The sequence below is a fragment of the uncultured Neptuniibacter sp. genome (genome assembly GCF_947498015.1).
In the GTDB taxonomy this organism is placed as follows: domain Bacteria; phylum Pseudomonadota; class Gammaproteobacteria; order Pseudomonadales; family Balneatricaceae; genus Neptuniibacter.
Map to the genome: position 1 here is coordinate 1 of NZ_CANMIR010000019.1, position 17,594 is coordinate 17,594.

15 protein-coding genes are annotated in these 17,594 nt (G+C 48.7%); 8 read left to right on the forward strand and 7 right to left on the reverse strand.

Annotated elements, in window-relative coordinates; genetic code table 11:
- The 4 genes from Q0882_RS16295 to Q0882_RS16310 all read left to right on the forward strand — a co-directional run.
- Nucleotides 1–2,332: type I secretion C-terminal target domain-containing protein (locus Q0882_RS16295; RefSeq protein ID WP_299183933.1), on the forward strand; the 2,332-nt coding region annotated here is incomplete at its 5' end.
- 188 nt (nt 2,333–2,520) lie between these two features.
- Nucleotides 2,521–3,954: a Wadjet anti-phage system protein JetA family protein gene (locus Q0882_RS16300; RefSeq protein ID WP_299183936.1), complete on the forward strand. Its 1,434-nt coding sequence runs from the start codon at nt 2,521–2,523 to the stop codon at nt 3,952–3,954.
- Nucleotides 3,944–4,669: a DUF4194 domain-containing protein gene (locus Q0882_RS16305; protein WP_299183939.1), complete on the forward strand. Its 726-nt coding sequence runs from the start codon at nt 3,944–3,946 to the stop codon at nt 4,667–4,669. Before Q0882_RS16300 ends, Q0882_RS16305 begins: the two co-directional genes overlap by 11 nt.
- Nucleotides 4,666–8,109 carry an SbcC/MukB-like Walker B domain-containing protein gene (locus tag Q0882_RS16310; protein ID WP_299183942.1) on the forward strand — a complete coding sequence of 1,148 codons (3,444 nt, stop codon included), beginning with the start codon at nt 4,666–4,668 and terminating at the stop codon, nt 8,107–8,109. Before Q0882_RS16305 ends, Q0882_RS16310 begins: the two co-directional genes overlap by 4 nt.
- Nucleotides 8,110–8,146: 37 nt before the next feature.
- On the opposite strand, the gene Q0882_RS16315 is transcribed toward Q0882_RS16310, so the two are convergent.
- A complete protein-coding gene (locus tag Q0882_RS16315; RefSeq protein WP_299183945.1) occupies nt 8,147–8,851 on the reverse strand; it encodes a hypothetical protein in 705 nt (234 codons plus the stop codon).
- 173 nt (nt 8,852–9,024) lie between these two features.
- Here Q0882_RS16315 and Q0882_RS16320 point away from each other — a divergent pair, with 173 nt between their 5' ends.
- The 4 genes from Q0882_RS16320 to Q0882_RS16335 all read left to right on the forward strand — a co-directional run bounded on the left by Q0882_RS16320 (nt 9,025) and on the right by Q0882_RS16335 (nt 12,913).
- Nucleotides 9,025–9,390 (forward strand): hypothetical protein, encoded by a 366-nt coding sequence (locus tag Q0882_RS16320; RefSeq protein ID WP_299183948.1) that lies wholly within the window; start codon nt 9,025–9,027, stop codon nt 9,388–9,390.
- 30 nt (nt 9,391–9,420) lie between these two features.
- On the forward strand, nt 9,421–10,779 hold the full coding sequence (locus Q0882_RS16325; protein WP_299183951.1) for a DUF3422 family protein: 1,359 nt from the start codon (nt 9,421–9,423) through the stop codon (nt 10,777–10,779).
- Nucleotides 10,769–11,086, forward strand: coding sequence for a BolA family transcriptional regulator (locus Q0882_RS16330; RefSeq protein WP_299183954.1), 318 nt, complete (start codon nt 10,769–10,771; stop codon nt 11,084–11,086). Before Q0882_RS16325 ends, Q0882_RS16330 begins: the two co-directional genes overlap by 11 nt.
- Before the next feature lie 270 nt (nt 11,087–11,356).
- Nucleotides 11,357–12,913: a PAS domain-containing methyl-accepting chemotaxis protein gene (locus Q0882_RS16335; protein WP_299183957.1), complete on the forward strand. Its 1,557-nt coding sequence runs from the start codon at nt 11,357–11,359 to the stop codon at nt 12,911–12,913.
- A 144-nt stretch (nt 12,914–13,057) separates the two neighbouring features.
- On the opposite strand, the gene Q0882_RS16340 is transcribed toward Q0882_RS16335, so the two are convergent.
- From Q0882_RS16340 to dmpE, 6 genes are all read right to left on the reverse strand, one after another.
- Entirely contained in the window at nt 13,058–13,249 is a 192-nt protein-coding gene (locus Q0882_RS16340; protein WP_299183960.1) for a 2-hydroxymuconate tautomerase, read from the reverse strand.
- Nucleotides 13,250–13,261: 12 nt separating this feature from the next.
- Nucleotides 13,262–13,837, reverse strand: a complete 576-nt coding sequence (locus Q0882_RS16345; RefSeq protein WP_299183963.1) for an antibiotic biosynthesis monooxygenase — start codon at nt 13,835–13,837, stop codon at nt 13,262–13,264.
- 53 nt (nt 13,838–13,890) lie between these two features.
- Nucleotides 13,891–14,697, reverse strand: coding sequence for a 2-oxo-3-hexenedioate decarboxylase (gene dmpH / locus Q0882_RS16350; protein WP_299183965.1), 807 nt, complete (start codon nt 14,695–14,697; stop codon nt 13,891–13,893).
- The gene (dmpG, locus tag Q0882_RS16355) at nt 14,697–15,725 is read right to left on the reverse strand and encodes a 4-hydroxy-2-oxovalerate aldolase (protein ID WP_299183995.1); all 1,029 of its coding nucleotides are present in this window, start codon (nt 15,723–15,725) and stop codon (nt 14,697–14,699) included. The genes dmpH and dmpG overlap by 1 nt, the downstream gene beginning before the upstream one ends.
- An 81-nt stretch (nt 15,726–15,806) precedes the next feature.
- Nucleotides 15,807–16,715: an acetaldehyde dehydrogenase (acetylating) gene (locus Q0882_RS16360; RefSeq protein WP_299182929.1), complete on the reverse strand. Its 909-nt coding sequence runs from the start codon at nt 16,713–16,715 to the stop codon at nt 15,807–15,809.
- Nucleotides 16,716–16,745: 30 nt separating this feature from the next.
- Nucleotides 16,746–17,531 (reverse strand): 2-oxopent-4-enoate hydratase, encoded by a 786-nt coding sequence (gene dmpE, locus Q0882_RS16365; protein ID WP_299183998.1) that lies wholly within the window; start codon nt 17,529–17,531, stop codon nt 16,746–16,748.
- Nucleotides 17,532–17,594: the final 63 nt, after the last annotated feature.

Consider the following 17,594-nt stretch of genomic DNA (forward strand, 5'->3'; position numbering starts at 1 on the left):
GACCATTACCGGTACAACGGGTGGTAACTTTGAATCGATCAGCACAACGGGTGCTGTGAATAACACCGTGATTGATGGAAATGAGGCGCCTCAGGCTCAAACTGACTCTGCATCAACACTAGAAGGCACAGTGCTGGATCAGACTACCAGCGTGCTCTCGAATGATTCAGATGCAGAAACAGCACAGGCAGATTTAACGGTCTCTAAAGTGGCGAGTGATGCATCTGGTACGAATCAGCAGAGTGTCAGTGGTGCAACAGCTTTTGCGACTGCCTTAGGTGGTTCAGTGGTCATGAATGCGGACGGAACTTACAGCTATACAGCTCCGGTTCTGGATCACGAAGTCTCTGATTCAATCGATGATTATTTCTATTACGCACCGAACGATGGTTCTGTTGATGGTAGCTGGACTAAGGTCACTATCAGTGTCACAGACTCTGCACCGACTGCTGTGGATGATGCAGAATTTGTAGCGCCAGGTGGCAGTGTCTCTGGAAACCTACTATCGAATGATACGAACAATAACCCATCATTGAGTGATGCAGATCCAAGTAAAGTGCTGACCGTTACTCATGACGGGGTTACGAAGTCATTTGCTAACCCTGATGACCTGGATGAATCCGGGAATATCGTTTTTGATACTGAGTTTGGTCAGCTGCAGGTCGGCTCCAATGGTGAATACACTTACGTATCAGATGAATCATCTTTGTCGGGTACCGTTGATCTTAGCCGGACATCGTTTACGACCATCGAAGGGGATAGCGGAAATACAAATCCATACCTCGCCTACGATGGCCTTCTTATCTATGGTTTCGATGCGGGAGATAGTTTCACCGATGCTGATGGTAAGTTAGTTGGATTGGATGGTCGTTCAGCCCCAACAGTATCAAGTACAGTTGGGATTGGTGTGGGGGCAGGCAATAATAACCCCATCGACAATGATGCTGGTGATTCTGAAGCTCTGGTGATTGAGTTCCCGGATACTGTTTCTTCGATCTCGTTGAATTTGATTAATGCGAATGATGGAGATCTGTTTACATGGTTTGCTTTTGATAGCGATGGCAATCTGGTTGATAGTGGCGATCGTAATGAAGGTAGCTTTGCCGGTAACGGAAATAGCTTATCGTTTGTGCCCGATGTTGATGGCCCATTTAGCAGCTTTGTTCTTTCTGCAGATCCTGCAGATGAAACAGCTCAGTACCGTTTAGGTGACTTTAGCTACAGTCTGGATCCATCTGTAACTGCTGAATCTTTCGAATACACCATGGAAGATGGTGATGGTGATCCAAGCTCTGCAACTCTTACCGTGACACCAAGTAACGGTCTCGAGTTGGTTGCTACTGCGGCAGATGTTGATGATAACAGTGTCGATGTTGTGGCTAACCTAGTGGTTAACGGTAGTTTTGAAGAAGATGAGATCAATACTTCCTGGACTCAGAACCAGTCACTCACAGGGTGGACTACTGAGAATGGGAAAGAGCTATGGAACGCTGAAGGCAGTCGTTGGGGTGATCTGGAAGCAACTGATGGCGAGCAATTGATCGAAATGGATGTTGCCGGCCAGGTAGATTCTATTGCTCAGGTCCTGAATACAGTGGCAGGCGAATCTTATCAGATCAGTCTGGATTCCATTGTGCGTGATGCCTCTAAATCAAAAACTGCAGGTTCCTCGCAATTTGAGATCCAGTGGGATGGAGTTACGGTTGCGCTGGTGACCAATGATCCTGCTGCTACGGCAGATGCCGGAATAGAGATCTTTAACATCAATGAGAATGATTGGAGTTCAATTCAGTTTGAGGTTCTTGCAGCTGATGATTCCACAGAGCTGAAGCTGATAGAGACAGGTGTTACATCTGATACCCACGGTGCTTTAGTTGATAACGTGAAAGTAATCGGCTTGGTGAACATGGAGAATACGATAGAGGGTACGCCGGGCAATGATATCCTCTCTGGCAGCGATGACGATGATATTTTCTTCATGGGCACTGGTTCTGATGAGGTCACAACAGGTGAAGGGAATGATGGCATCGTTTTCCTAACATCTGACCTTGATGACAGTGTTGATACGATCAAAGACTTTGAATTGGGTCGTGACGTATTGCAACTGGGTGATCTACTCCAGGGTACATCTGAGATCGATCAGTATCTGAAGGTTGAAGAGGTAGGTTCTGACACTGTGATCCTGATCGATACTGATGGTAAAGGTCAGTTCAACAACGCCTCTCAGGTAGATCATCAGATCACTCTTGAGGGAGTCAGTGGGCTGGGCGGTAGCAGTGATGAGATGTTACAAACCCTGATTGATAACAATTCGCTTAATACCGATCAATAATGATTGATTGCTACTGAAGTTCTTAAAAAGGCCAGCATAATGCTGGCCTTTTTCTTCACGTTGCAACCGAAGTGTTACTGGATCTGAAATCAATTTTTTGGATTCAGTTTTAGCCCTTATCCCTCTCTCTTTTTTCCGTTAGAATCGGTGGCTATTCTTTTAGAAAATATGCTGCGGATTAACGCTTAATGCTGTTCAACAAACTTCCCGATAATCTGTTTATGCCGCTCTCCGGGCAGAATAAACAGGTGTATCAGGCTGTACTCATATCACTGGCTGACCTGTTTTTTGATGAAGACCTGGTCGACCCGTTTGTGCCCAAGGATCTGGTGCGCTCGACCATTGAAGGTGCTGTAATCCGTCTGGGTGTGCGTCGCTGGGAACCGGAAGAGGATGACTCTGAAGAGGAGCAGCAGGAGCTGCCGCGATCAACCGCTGAATATACTAGTCGCATCTATCGCCGACTTGTCGCTACAGGGTGGTTGGAGGAGGAGCAGCGGATCTACCGTACCTATGTTCTGCTTTCGCCGGCTAATAGCTTCTTGTTACGTACGCTGGTTGCGATCGCCAATCTGGAAAAACGCAGCTATGGTGGAGCCGTTCTGAATGTTCTCAGTTCGCTTGAAGCTGCTATTAATGATCCGCAGGGGCGAGGAATTACCTTATCGGAAGCTGCTCAGACCGCAGCGGACTTCAGTGCGCACCTGACCGATATGATGCTCGGTCTACGAGAGTTGAAAATTAATCTTTCGCAGACCAACAACCCGCAAGAGATCGTGCGTAACTTCTTTGATCGATTCGTTGAGCATATTCTTGTATCGGACTATAAAACGCTCAAAACGAAGAATAACCCTTTCCGTTTCCGTCAGCAGATACTATCGCATCTGCGTGAGTTGCAGTTCGATACATTGAAATTGCAGCAACTGGTACAGCATTACCAGCAGCAGTTTGAAGTTGATATTCATGATGCGGAAGCGCGTGTCCATCAGCATATCAATCGTATTATCCGTATATTCGAATCGGTTGATCAGCGCTTGGCGATTATTGATGATTTCCGATACCGGTTGGAAAAACGTGTTTCTGATACCGTCAGATATATGGATAAAACCACGCCGGGCATGGCGTCACGATTGTCTCGAGTGATATCTGAGATTGCGCGAAAAGATGGACGAGAGATTCCCCGTATTAAAACTCTTGAGACGGTTGGATTTCTTGCGCCAGGCAGTGTGCGCTCCCCGGTAAAACGGAAAACACCTGCTGAACCCCGTGTAATTACGCGACAGGAGATCGATCCTAAGGTCCTTCAGTTACGCCAGCTGTTCAAAGAGTACAAAGAGCGCCGTGAAGTTAAAGTAGATCGCATTGAGGCTTATCTTGAGCGTCATCTGTTAGACAAAGATCAGGTCATGGCTGCTGAGTTTGAGATCGATTCAATCGAAGATTACATCTGCTTTAGCTATATTCGCCATCTGAAATCTCTGGGCAAGAAAGCCAAGGCAACCAGCGATCGCTACCAGATCGCGTTTGAAGAAAATTATGTGAATGTTGCAGACATGGTCGAGTGTCGCAATTTCAGTATAACCAGAAAAGATCATTCAAAGGACGTTACACATGCTAGGTGACCTTCAGAAAATTATCGGTCGCAGCGATCAGTATCAGGCCAGCGATTTTAGTCGTGCGGCCAATCAGTTGCTGACCAATCAATTTCTCTATGCAGAACGTCCGGGCCACCGTGAAAGTTATTTTCTGGTTGCGTCCCATGTCGATTATTTTACCAATCTGTTCGAAGCGATCGGTTGGTCATTTGTGCATCAGCCTGATGAAGCCTATATGGGAATACTCCCTAAGGGTGAAGAGCGTTTTATGCGCTTGCGTCTGGATGAGTCATTACTGCTGTTATGTGTTCGTCAGCAGTATGAACAGCGCCTTGAGAGCTTTGAAGTCGAAGCGGGTCAGGCATATACCAGTACCGATGATCTTTTGACATTGTACGAAAACCTGACCGGAAAAGAGATTCCCAATGAAACTCGCCTTAAAGAGATTCTGTCGCTGTTTTCACGCCATGGTGTGATTGAACGTGGCAAAGCGGATGAGACAGATCCCAAAAATATCCCGCTGAAGATTAATCCGGTGATACGCCAAGTGGTTGTTGAGGATTTCATTCGTCAGTTGGAAGGACTCTGTGATCCACAAGAGCAGGAGAGTGAGGTCGTCATTGACCTTACTGATAATGAAGCAGCAGAGGTTGATGCATCAGCCGATGAGCTAACTACAGAAGCACAGCCAGCCTCCGTTACTGAGCAGGTTGAAGTAACAGACGAGGTGAATGCCGAATGAAGCAGCTAAACCGAATTATCCTGGTTAACTGGTATGTACTCGGGGCTGTAGAGATCCCTATCAAGGGGAATGTCGCGGTAGTCGGTCCAAATGGTTCTGGTAAGTCCTCACTTCTGGATGCGATTCAGACTGTGCTGATGGGCGGTAATAAGCGTCACTTGAGTTTTAACGCCTCAGCCGGTGAAAAGTCAGAGCGTAGCCTTCGGACATACTGTCTGGGCTTTCTTGATGATGATGGTAAGAAGAATACCGCCAGACAGGATTCATTGTGTTATCTGGCGTTGAGTTTCTTTGATACCGAAACAGCCAAAGAGACAACCGTTGGGGTCGCGATCAGTGCTTCTACGGCATCGGCAGATGAAGATGTTCTGGGACGTTTTATCTTGCCGGATTGTGCGGTTTCTCTGGATGATTTCACGGAGAAACAAGGGGCGGGGCGTCTCCCAAAATCCTGGGATGTGGTGCGGGACAATCTGTTAAAACAGTGCCCGGATATGATTCTGGAAAAACGCTCCAGCCGGTTTGTTCGTGAACTGGTGACGCAACTCAGTTATGACCCTGAGATGCCGAATGATGATGATAAATTTATTAAAAACTTCAAAAATGCGCTGAAGTTTGTACCGATTGATAGCCCAACCCGCTTTATCCGCGAGTTTGTTCTGGATGAGAATATTGTTCATGTCGGAGCGTTTCGTAAATCGTTGGATGAGTATCGGGCGATGGAAACCAAAACCCGGGAAGTGGCGAATCGAATCGGTGAGCTGGAGAAGGTTCAGGAGCTGTGTCATGGCATTCAGCGGAATGTTAAAAATGCTGCTGAATATGAGTGGGTTGTGCATGAAACCCGGTTTGAAAATGCGGATCTGAAAAAAGAGGATGCTGCGGAGCGCCTGGAGGAGAACCAAGGCAAAGAGGAAAAACTGCAGCAGGATCTGGAAGCTAAGAGTGAAGAACTCAACCAGTTGATGCAAAGATTGGCTGATGCCCGTGCTGAGCTTAATACCTCTGATTCAGCTCATAAAGTGAAAGCGCTTGAGTCCTCTATCAGTGCGAAAACCCATGAGGTCAACATTGTTAAGGAGCGTATTCAGGGGGTCTACAACCTGATGCGTACGACTGTTGGCTTTGCTGAAAACAGTGAGTTGCTACCAGAGAAGTTCCGTCCTGTTGTTGAGCAGTGTGTGCAACAGTGGCGATCTGGTCAGGATATTATGGCTGACATTTGGCCTGAGTCTCCAGTTGAAGTGGACAATGTACTGGAGAATCTGAAACTTCAGGTTGAAGGGGTTCGTCGTGATGTAGCTCGCAGGTATGAACATTCAGTTATTCGCATCAATGAGCTGCGTTCTGAGATTCAAAATCAGAAAAGTGCAGTTGAAGCTCTGAAGCAGGGACATGCGCCGGTTCGCCGTAATACCCGTGAACTGATGGAGCTGTTGCAGGAGTACGGGATTGAATCGACGCCTATCTGTGAGCTTGCGGATATCAATGATGATAAATGGCGGATCGCGATTGAATCGTTCCTTGGGGCGCGTCGTGAAGCGTTGATTGTGGACCCGGATCGGGTCAAAGAGGCGATCACGCTCTACCGTCGCAAAGGGCGTCACCTCAAAGGATGCCGAATTGTTAACACAACAAAATCCGGCGACTGGATGAACCGCTATAAAGCGGGATCACTGGCGCACTTTATCGATACTGAAAATGATCATGCCCGTGCTTACATGAATCGAGCACTGGGTGGTGTGATGGCTGTTGAAACCGAAACAGAGCTTCTGCGTCATGAGCGTGCGTTAACCTACGATTGCATGTTGCAAACAGAAGGCTCGACAACCGCTATCAATGAACTTCAGCCGATTATGGGTATTCGTCGCCGCTCAGATCAGGCGGCTCTGCAGGGAAAACAGGTTGATCAGCTCGTGACTGAGTTCACCGATCTTGGACGAAATCATGATGCTCTGGAAAAGCTTCGTGATGCCCTGATTACGCTGAATAACGGTTTGGATAACGTGAATGAGCGAGTCTTTGATCTGGTGAATCAGCGTGAGCAGCTGACAACCGAGATCGATGGACAGCGTCAGGCGATCACAGATCTGAGAAACCAGGATGATTCAGGTATACAGCAGCGTATTACTGATCTGGTGGCTGAGCAGAAAGAGACTGAACAGTTACAGCGTTCCCTGATGGATAAACTGCAGAAGGTGAGAACATCGATTATCAAAGATAATGCAGCGCTTGAGGTGTTTGATCAGGAACTGGAAGAGCATGCCGATGCGCGTTCTGTCTGTGAAGAAAAATCGGAGTTTGATGCTCAGTCAGCTCAGGAGAAACGCGATTACCTGGATGAGTCCTGTTCCGGTGAACTTGAAAGGATTATTTTTGAGGCAGCGAAAAAAGCACAGTCTGAACTCTCTTTGCATGAGAAGAAGAAAAACGCTGTGCGCGATGGTGTTGCGCAATATAAGGCTAAATACCATGGCGGTGGTTTGAGTCATCAGCAGTTAGATAAAGTGACACCGGATTCAACCCATGAGGAGTTATCAGCCTTTGTGGACGAAACCGTACAGGCACTGAAAGATTCTGAACTTGCTAACTACAGCCAGAAAGCGGAACGTGCCCGCCTTGAAGCTGAAACCGCTTTCCGTTCTGATTTTGTGGCCCACCTTAACGATCAGATTAATCGGATCAAGGATCTGATTCGTGAATTGAATCAGCACCTCAAAGGACGACCGTTTCATAAAGAGATGTACAGCTTTGAGATGATGCCAAATCCAGAGCTGAAAGATATTCTTGAGCTGGTTGAGGCTTACACCCAGATGGATTCAGCTAATGTTGGCTCTCTGTTTGATCTGAAGTTTGATGGTGATAAACCCCATCAGGATGCATTGGCCAAGATCCATGAAGTGCTCAAAGATGAGGGCGAAAGTAGCCTGCTACAGGATTACCGTAACTTCTATAACTTTGAACTGGTTGTAAAAGATCTGGACGGTAACCGTAAGACAACCCTGACGCAGCGTATAAAAACTGGTTCCGGTGGTGAGCATCAGGTGCCATTCTATGTGGCGATTGCGGCTGCACAAGGGGCAACTTATCGCTTGCGTGAAAGCAGTGAGGGTAAACCACTGGGTGGCATGAGCCTCTCGGTCTTTGATGAGGCCTTCAATAAGCTGGATTCCGAAAATACTGTGACCTCTTTGGGCTTTATGAGTGATCTGGGGCTGCAGACAATCATCGCCGCTCCGGATGAAAAATACTCCCTGCTGAGTTCCTGCATGGACACCATTATTAATGTCTGCCGTGATGGCCGTGTGGTTGATCTGGATGTTGAATTTCCAACTGTTCAGGGGCGTGAACTTCTGAACTCTGATAATCCACTAAGAATGATGGCAGAGTTGGAAGAGAATCAGGCTGAAACTGAGCCTCTTGAGCCGCAGCCGGCTTAGTTGCTGTAGGTTTTAAAGGTGCCACCCGGCACCTTTTTTATTGGGGTTTTTTATCTGCTGAAGGCTGTTTGAGTCGTGGTTTCGGCCAGTGAAGCAGCGGTTTTAGGCTGATAAATGGTTGCTTTCCGCGAAAAACGTGCAAGCGCCCCTGATGCATCTTACCGATGCACTGCTCGACCGGATCGAGAAGAATCATCCTGATCTCATTGAGGCCTGGTGCATCAATTCCACCGAAGACTTTGCCTCCGGGTAACGCCTTCTGCTCATTTCTTAACTGTTCAAACTGTTGGTTGCTGATTAAACGGGTGATGGTAGCTGCATCCCAGATGTCGGGCATCGCCATCAGAGGTTCTAGCAGACCGATGGAGGTTGGGGCTACGATGCAGCGTTCACGGGTAAAATATTTACGCGCACTGAGCTCGGTATGTGCTTTGAGCAGAGAGTTGTCACGTACGTTGCTGCCAAAATCCATCTCCTGCAACCCTCTGATCATTGCGTGCAGATCCCAGTTACAACCTTTAATCAAACGCCATACGGGTTCCATACTGGTGCGGGACCCAAGACTGTATTTAACAGCATCATGAACCAGCGTGTTTTTCGGCAGCAGGGTGATTTTAAGGAAGGTAGACTGAAAATCGATTAGGCACTCAGGTGATTCAACGAAACAGTAAGGGAGCTCTCGGCGGCAAAATGCCATCCACTGTTCTCGATTCTCAAGCTGTTCAAGCACTGGAATGATCAATTAGATGCCCTGAAAACACGATGTTTATGATTGTCCAAGAGTCGTAGTCTAAAAATCCGATCTGAGTCGGTGTAAACTCGGTCTCTTTGCCCCTGTTGGGTTATCAATCAGCTGTTATGATGGGTAGTACACGCTACTGATCGTGAGTATATCGAAAGCTAAGGATAAGAACCATGAAGTTGCTGAACCGTTCTGCATTTGTTGTTTTACCCCGTCAGCCATTTGCTGACTGGACGAATGGTCTCGATGTTGATGCTGACGGATTACATCAGAGTTTAACGCTGGAAGAGCAGCGGCGCGAAGGGACGGTCTATCTGATTGATGAGGTCAGTTCAGATGAAGATTTTAAACGGGCTCTTAAAGCCAACTGGCTGGCTATTTTTCAGAATGAGTTGTCTGCCTGGGATGAATTGGGTGATTTCTGGCCCCATGATCTGAATCAGGAGCTTTTTTCTGAATGGTTCGATATCTATCCTCAAATTATGGCGTTGGATCTGGCTAAACAGCCTTTAATGATGGCGTCTTTAGAATCTGTATGATGCCCCTGGAATGAATAACTGGAGATTTGTATGGAGCTGATTGCTAACCCGCACGGATTGCAGATGCACCCTCTGCGTGAATCGCTCTACGGTGAACTGCATTCACGTCCCTTCCAGGTGATACCCAGCCCAGCCAGAATTACGCATCTGGCGGTGATCTGTAATGCGGAAGAGAGTCGGGCACAGTTTGAACACCTGCAGGGATTGTATGAGCAATTTGGCGTATCGCCCCCAGAAGTAGATGAGCTTTGTTACCATGCCGATTTTGGCAAGCTGCGCGTGCGTCGTGAAAAACATATGGAGTTTACCACCTACACCTTTATCAACACTGATATTGAGCAGGGCGGTAACCCTTTTGATGTGACTGGACTCACGCCCCTGCCAGAGGGGTGGTTGCAGGAGATACCCGGAACGGTGGTCTCCGCTTTTCATATCGCGGTCGAAGATGCGCGTCAGACTCATGAGTTGAATCTGCCTTTAGTGAAACGCTTTTTTGAGGGGATGCGTCTGGTCGGAAGTAGCCCGCAAGATGGTGATGCCCGAGTCTGGACCACCTTTCAGATGCACAGCGACGGTTTTGGGCGCTTTCTGATCTACAATAAGCAGATGAGTGACAGCCAGCTAGGGCGTCTGACTCAGCGATTGATGGAGATCGAAACCTATCGCCTGATGGCTCTGTTATCCCTGCCGACGGCTAGGGATATCAATCCGAGTTTGGGTGATATGGATCAGAAGCTGGCAGATATCACAGATCATCTGGCGCATAGTTCTGAGATAGATGAACAAAATCTGCTTGCTCGCCTGACCGATATGGCTGCCTGGGTTGAAGATTGCAGGGCCAGAGCTACTTTCCGGTTCAGCGCGACCTACGCCTATCATGACCTTGTAGTGAAGCGCCTTGAAGAGTTGAAGGAAGATGAGGTCTCCGGGCATCTGACCATTACCGAGTTTATGGTGCGTCGACTTACTCCAGCGGTTAAAACATGTCGTGCTACCAGTAGTCGATTAGAGGATCTTTCCCGAAGAATTGATCGTGTTGCAGAGATGATGCGAACAAGAGTGGAACTCTCGATCCAATCGCAGAATCAGGAACTGCTTGCCTCGATGGATCAGCGCTCTAAAGTACAGCTAATGATGCAGCATACGGTTGAAGGGTTATCTGTTGCAGCGATCAGCTACTACACGATCGGATTGATAAAATATCTACTGGAAGCGGCCTATAATTCAGGTGTTGAACTCAATAAAGATCTGATTCTGGGTATCTCAGTACCTGTTGTTATCGGTTTGGTTGCGTTTACCACTCGTAAAATTCATAAACACTTTCTGAGAATGGCGACCGATCAGGTTGCTAAAGCGGATCAAGAGGGTAAAGACAAGCATGAGCATTGAAGCGGTAATCAGAAACAGGCTCGAAGAGGGACTGGCAATAGAACATCTGGTGATCGAAAACGAGAGCCATATGCACTCAGGACCTGCCTCCGATTCACACTTCAAATTGACCGTAGTGTCTGATGATTTCTCAGGGAAGCGGTTGGTTCAGCGTCACCAGTTAATTTATGGCTTTATGGCCGATAGGATGAACAACCCTATTCATGCCCTGGCGATGCATCTCTTTACCGTTAAAGAGTGGCAGGAAAGAGGCCAGGAGGTGATGCCCTCTCCAACCTGTTTAGGTGGTTCCAAAGCGGATCATTAAACCTGATTTGGGGCTTGATCACCAATAAATTTTGAATAGAAAGAAGCAGCCCGAAGGCTGCTTTTTTTATGCTATACCAAACTCGGTTTGTGTTTGTTTGGTTGATTCTGCGGGATGTTTTTTATGACTGAAATCAATTGGTTATGAGCCTATAAGAAGTTGTACTGCTATAACGACTAAAGCCCCTATTATTTATGCAGTTAAGCTTATATAGTTGAGACAACTAGTTGATTGATAAAGCATTAGAAGCCAACGTTGTAAGGGGCAGTAATGAAGAAGAACCTCCCTGTAAACGATACTGAAAAAACTTTTGGTAACGATACTCCACTTATTTCTACAACTGATCTCAAAGGTCAGATAACGTTTGTTAACGACGCCTTTGTAGATGTCTCAGGATATACGCGCGAAGAGCTGATCGGCCGACCACATAATATGGTTCGCCATCCGGATGTGCCACCGCCAGTGTTCGGGGATATGTGGTCGAAGTTAAAAGAGAACAAACCATGGATTGGTATTGTTAAAAACCGTTGCAAGGATGGATCTTATTACTGGGTAAATGCTTACGCGACCCCTATCATCGAGGGCGGCAATACCATTGGCTATCAATCAGTCAGAACGGTGCCGAGTAAAGGGCAGGTTGAGCGTGCACAGGGAGTATATGACCGTCTGAATAAAGGCAGAACGCGCATCTCAATGCACGATATGTCGATTCAAACACGTTTCATTATTATCCTGCTTTTGGCAGCATTTGCACCGATGACTGCGGCCTGGTTCTCAAATTGGGACCATACGATCACGTTTGGTACCGGTGTAGTGACCTTAATTGTCACGTTGGGACTGTCGTATAAGTGGCTAGCGCCACTACGTTATCTGCGTAAACGGAGTAAAAAAGCGCTGGATTCAAAAGTGCTGGAAGAGATGTATGCGAACTCAGTGAGTGAAGTGGGTTCGATCTATCTGGCATCGATGCTAGATAAAGCACGAATCCGTTCGGCTAATGCCCGCGTGACTTATTCGGCTAAAGAGCTCAACCAGCAGGGTGAGAGCACCATCGATATAGCTCGACAGGCAAATCAGGCGATAGAGCAGCAAAGTGTTGAGCTGGAGAATGTATCCGTACATATCAAAGAACTCTCCTATGCGATTGAAGAGGTGGCTCAGCATGCCCATAAAACTTCTGATGAAACTCAGGTCGCAACCAATATTGCTAATCAGGGACAACAGGTTGTTGATGTAACCATTAATGCGATCAATAGTTTGGCTGCCGATGTTGAAAGGGCCGCAGAGCAGATAGATAGTCTCCGCAAAGCCACGGAAGAGATTGCATCAAAAACGTCTGTCATTTCTGAAATTGCCGATCAGACTAACCTTCTGGCATTAAATGCGGCGATTGAAGCCGCACGTGCAGGAGAGCAGGGGCGCGGTTTTGCGGTTGTGGCTGATGAGGTCAGGGAACTGGCTAAACGTACCCAGTCTTCGACTCAGGAGATTGATAATACGATTACTGAGTTGCAGAGCGAGGCTGCTCAGGCGATGAAAATGATGGATACGAGTCAGTCCGCTGCACAAAGTTGTGTAGAGAAGGCTGGCGATGCGGGTGCTGCGTTGAAAGAGATCATTAACAGTGTCGCAAATATCTCGGATATGAGTGCGATGATTGCAACGGCGTCTGCAGAGCAGAGTTCAGCGTCTGAAGAGGTCACAAACAATGTAGTACTGATTCAGGAAGCTGCAACGGTTGCGCAGGAAGCTGCACAAGCGACAGAGCGCTCGTCGGTTGAGCTGGCCAACACTTCGAAGACGATAGTACAAAGCGTGAGTGTGTAGATTGGACTTTTTGAAAAGGCTGCTTCGGCAGCCTTTTTTATTAGGGGGATAAAAAAAGCCCTGCACAGCAGGGCTAACGGAGTGCTTGTCGATTCGACAAACCCTATCAAGCGGTTACGTGGTGTAACCAAGAGTGAATGCTTATCAGCGTCCCATCTTATGTGCGGGCTTACCCGCGATGCCGAAATGCTTTTTCGGTAACTCGTTAATCAGAACCCGGACATTTTCGGGAGGTGCATCCAGAGCGCGACCGCAAGCTTCTGTTAGCTCATGGATCAGGCTCTCTTTTTGTTCATCAGTACGACCTTCCATCATATTGACTTGGATAACAGGCATGATGTTTTCCTTTTAGTTGTATAACCAATCTTTGAGTATTCGGGTCACGCGGGGCATAACTAAATAGGTCATCAGAAGCACCTGTGCCGTGACGACGCAAAAGGTTCTTAACCAGCCAGGCATAAGGTCGAGAATAGGATCAAACACAATGTTGAGCAGCATGACCAGCAGGTAAACCACTACAATCAGAACGATTGCCATCTTGCCAGGGGATGGCTTAACGATGGGTAGTTCAGGCAGATCGAACCAGAACTCCAATCCGGTACCACGCTGGGTGGTAGCAGGGCCATCGACCAAGGTTTCCAGCTGACCTAACCACTGCTGTCTAAGGTCTGACTCTTCCCAATTCTGGCAGTGCTCATAGCTATCAAAGCGATAGATAATCACATATTCATGTTTAGTCGCAGCGCTGGGGCGTAAAACATTGGTTCCCAGATGCCCCGGATAACTTGAAGCGGCCTCGATCACCCCGGACACCCACTTCTCGTAAGCGAGTTCAGCGCCAGGCTTAACCTTCCGAGAGATGCTGACAGTTATTGAGCCTTCATCACCGGGTTGGCAGATATGTGTGTTCGAGGAGGAGGTCATTCCTAGTTTACCCGTGGCGCCGGTTTACTGGCAGTAAACCGGCGCGAGTACGTTTAGACAAACTTACCGCTAACGGTGCCCAGATCCTGGTACCGAACGCAGAATGTATCGCCTTTGTTGACTTGAACCGCTGCAGTGATAGCACCAATCATGATGAACGTGCCAGCAGGAATCTCTTCGCCGCGTTCACCCAGCATATTGGCCAGCATAGCAACAGAGGAGGCAGGGTGGCCCAGTACAGCTGCGCCCGCACCCAACTGAACAACTTCGCCATTTACTTCCATGACGACACCCAGATTTTTCAGATCCAGATCTTCAGGCTTTGCCATGGTGCCGCCAGCGACAAAACGGCTGGATGAGGAGTTATCCGCAATAACGCTTTTAAGGTCGAACTTAAAATCCTTATAGCGTGAATCGATCACTTCGACAGCAGGCATGACGAAGTCTGTTGCACGCAGGACATCACCGATATGAACACCGGGGCCCTTCAAAGGAGCTTTAGTGACAAAGGCCAGTTCCGCCTCGATTTTTGGGTGGATCAGCTCATCGTGCTTAATTTCGCCACCATCAGGTACTGAAAAGTAGTCTGCAAGAAAGCCATAGCATGGATGCTCGACACCCATCTGTGCCATCTTGGCCCAGGAGGTCAGGCCCATTTTCATACCAACAATCTTATTGCCGCGCGCTTCTTTACGGCGACGGATCTCCCACTGAATATCAAACGCATCGCGGTAGGTCATCTCTGGGAAATCATCGGTAATTTTGGTGATTTCGTATGCCTGTAACTCTGCGTTTTCACAATGTTCAGCCAGCTGCTCAATCTGTGCTTGAGTCAGTTTATTCTCTTGTGCTTCAGCCATCAGATCAGCCCTTTCTCTTTTGCCATCGTTAGCGCCAGGTCTTCAATCATATCTTCCTGACCACCCACTGTGCCGCGACGGCCCAGCTCTACCAGAATGTCACGTGCCTGAATGCCGTATTTCGCTTCCGCACGCTGCGCAAACAGCAGGAAGGAGCTGTAAACACCGGCATAGCCCAGTGTCAGTGCATCCCGGTCCACACGGATCGGCTGATCCATCAGTGGAACAACGATATCTTCGGCAACGTCCATGATCTTATAGAGATCAACGCCGTGATTGGCCTGCATCCGTTCCAGTACGGCAACAAACACCTCCAGAGGCGTGTTACCCGCGCCCGCACCCAGACCCGCAACAGAACCATCAATACGGGTTGCACCGGCATCAACCGCCGCCAGCGAGTTAGCGATCGCCATCCCCATATTGTGGTGGCCGTGGAAACCGATCTCCGTTGATGGGTTCAGCTCTGCACGTAGCATACCGATCTTCTCGGTCACTTCATCTGGCAACATGTAGCCGGCAGAATCGGTGCAATAGATACAGTTAGCTCCGTACCCTTCCATCAGTTTGGCCTGCTCCAGAATCTTCTCCGGTGAGACCATGTGCGCCATCATCAGGAAGCCAACGGTGTCCATCTCCATCTTCGCAGCCATACCGATATGCTGCTCAGAGACGTCCGCTTCCGTACAGTGGGTTGCAACGCGGATAGTATTCACACCGCAATCGCGCGCCATCTTCAGGTGATCAACCGTACCGATCCCCGGTAGTAATAGTGCAGAGATCTTGGCATTTTTCATCTTCGGCACCACCGCGTTGAGGTACTCCTCATCGGTGTGAGCCGGGAAACCGTAGTTCAGGGAGGAGCCGCCCAGCCCATCACCGTGAGTGACTTCGATCAGGGGGATGCCGGCATCGTCCAGACCGGTAGAGACAGCGACCATCTGCTCCAGTGAGAGCTGATGGCGCTTCGCATGCATACCATCACGCAGGCTCATATCATGGAGTGTTACTTTTTTGCCTTTCAAATCCATCATTCTTTCCTCAGGTATTTCTCGGCGTGGGGACACGCCTCCTACACGCAGCAGGAGCGTTGTCCGCACCGCGATAGCGCATCAGCGAGCCGGAAGTGTAATTTCACCTTTATGTGCTTCTTCTGCGAACATCTCAGCAGTACGCAGGCCCGCTGCGGTCATGATGTCCAGGTTACCCGCGTATTTCGGCAGGAAGTCACCTAAGCCCTCAACCTCCATAAAGACAGAGACTTTATTGCCATCAAAGATCGGACCATTCACCAGCTTGTAGCCCGGTACATATTTCTGTACCTCTTTGACCATGTTCTTCACCGATTCGGTGATGGCATCCTGATCCGGCGTCTCTTTGGTCAGGCAGTGGATCGTGTCACGCATCATCAACGGTGGCTCAGCCGGGTTAACGATGATGATCGCTTTACCCTTATCTGCACCGCCGACCGCTTCAACGGCACCGGCAGTCGTACGGGTAAACTCATCGATATTCTGACGCGTGCCCGGACCGATGGAGCGTGAGGAGACGGTCGCAACAATCTCACCGTATGAGACCTCCTGAACCTGAGAAACCGCAGCAACCATCGGAATCGTTGCCTGACCGCCACAGGTCACCATGTTGACGTTCATCTCCAGCTGAGAGGCGTGTTGTTTCAGGTTGACTGGCGGCACGCAGAACGGACCGATCGCGGCTGGCGTCAGGTCGACCATAATCACACCCAGCTCATTCAGCTTGCGGCTGTTCTCTGCGTGAACATACGCCGAGGTCGCATCAAAGGCGATGCGGATATCGTCTTCGATCACGTGATCCAGCATGCCGTCTACACCGGTGCTGGAGACTTTAATGCCAAACTCTTGTGCGCGCTTAAGGCCTTCGGATTCAGGGTCGATACCGACCATCCAAACCGGTTCAACCCACTCAGAACGCATCATCTTCATCAGCAGGTCGGTGCCGATGTTACCCGGGCCGATAATGACCGCTTTTAATTTTTTACTCATCAATCTATTCCTTCAATCAGTTCGGTCGGCTTAGGTGAAACGTACAGAAGCAGAGCCGATACCGCCGATACTGACGGTCATAAAGTCGCCTGCCTGAACCGGTTCAAGGGGAACCAGAGAACCGGAGAGAATTACTTCACCCGCTTTCAGCGGAATGCCGAATTCACCCAGGGTATTCGCCAGCCAGGTAACACAGTTAACAGGGCTACCTAGGGCCGCAGCACCAGCGCCTGTGGAGATGATCTGACCGTTCTTCTCAACCACCATGCCGCAAGTGGATAGATCCACCTGACTTGGACTGACTGCGTTATCGCCCAGTACAAACAGGCCGCAGGAAGCGTTATCAGCAACCGTGTCCTGGATCTTGATCTGCCAGTTTTCAATGCGGGAGTCGACGATCTCGAAACAGGGCATAACGCATTCGGTTGCAGCCAGTACATCTGCGTTGGTGATGCCCGGACCGATCAGATCTTTTTTCAGGATGAATGCGATCTCACCTTCCGCTTTAGGCTGAATCAGTTTCTCACTGATCGGCATCTCTTCACCCTGACTGAAAGCCATATCATCAGTCAGATAGCCAAAATCAGGCTGGTGAACATTCAGCATGTTCTGGACCGCTTTGGATGTTACACCGATCTTTTTGCCAATAATTCTTGCACCGGCTTCAACACGACGTTCAACCATGCGCAGAGAGATATGGTAGGCATCGTTGATGGTGATATCTTCGAAGCGTTCCGTGAACGGGCGCAGGGTTTCCCGCTTAGTCAGTGCCTGATAAAGCTCATCACCGCACTGTTGGATTAACTGTTTATCCATCATTAAATTCCTTCGGAATCTGAGGGCAGGGGCTCACCGGTGTAAATTCCGGAGGCACACCCA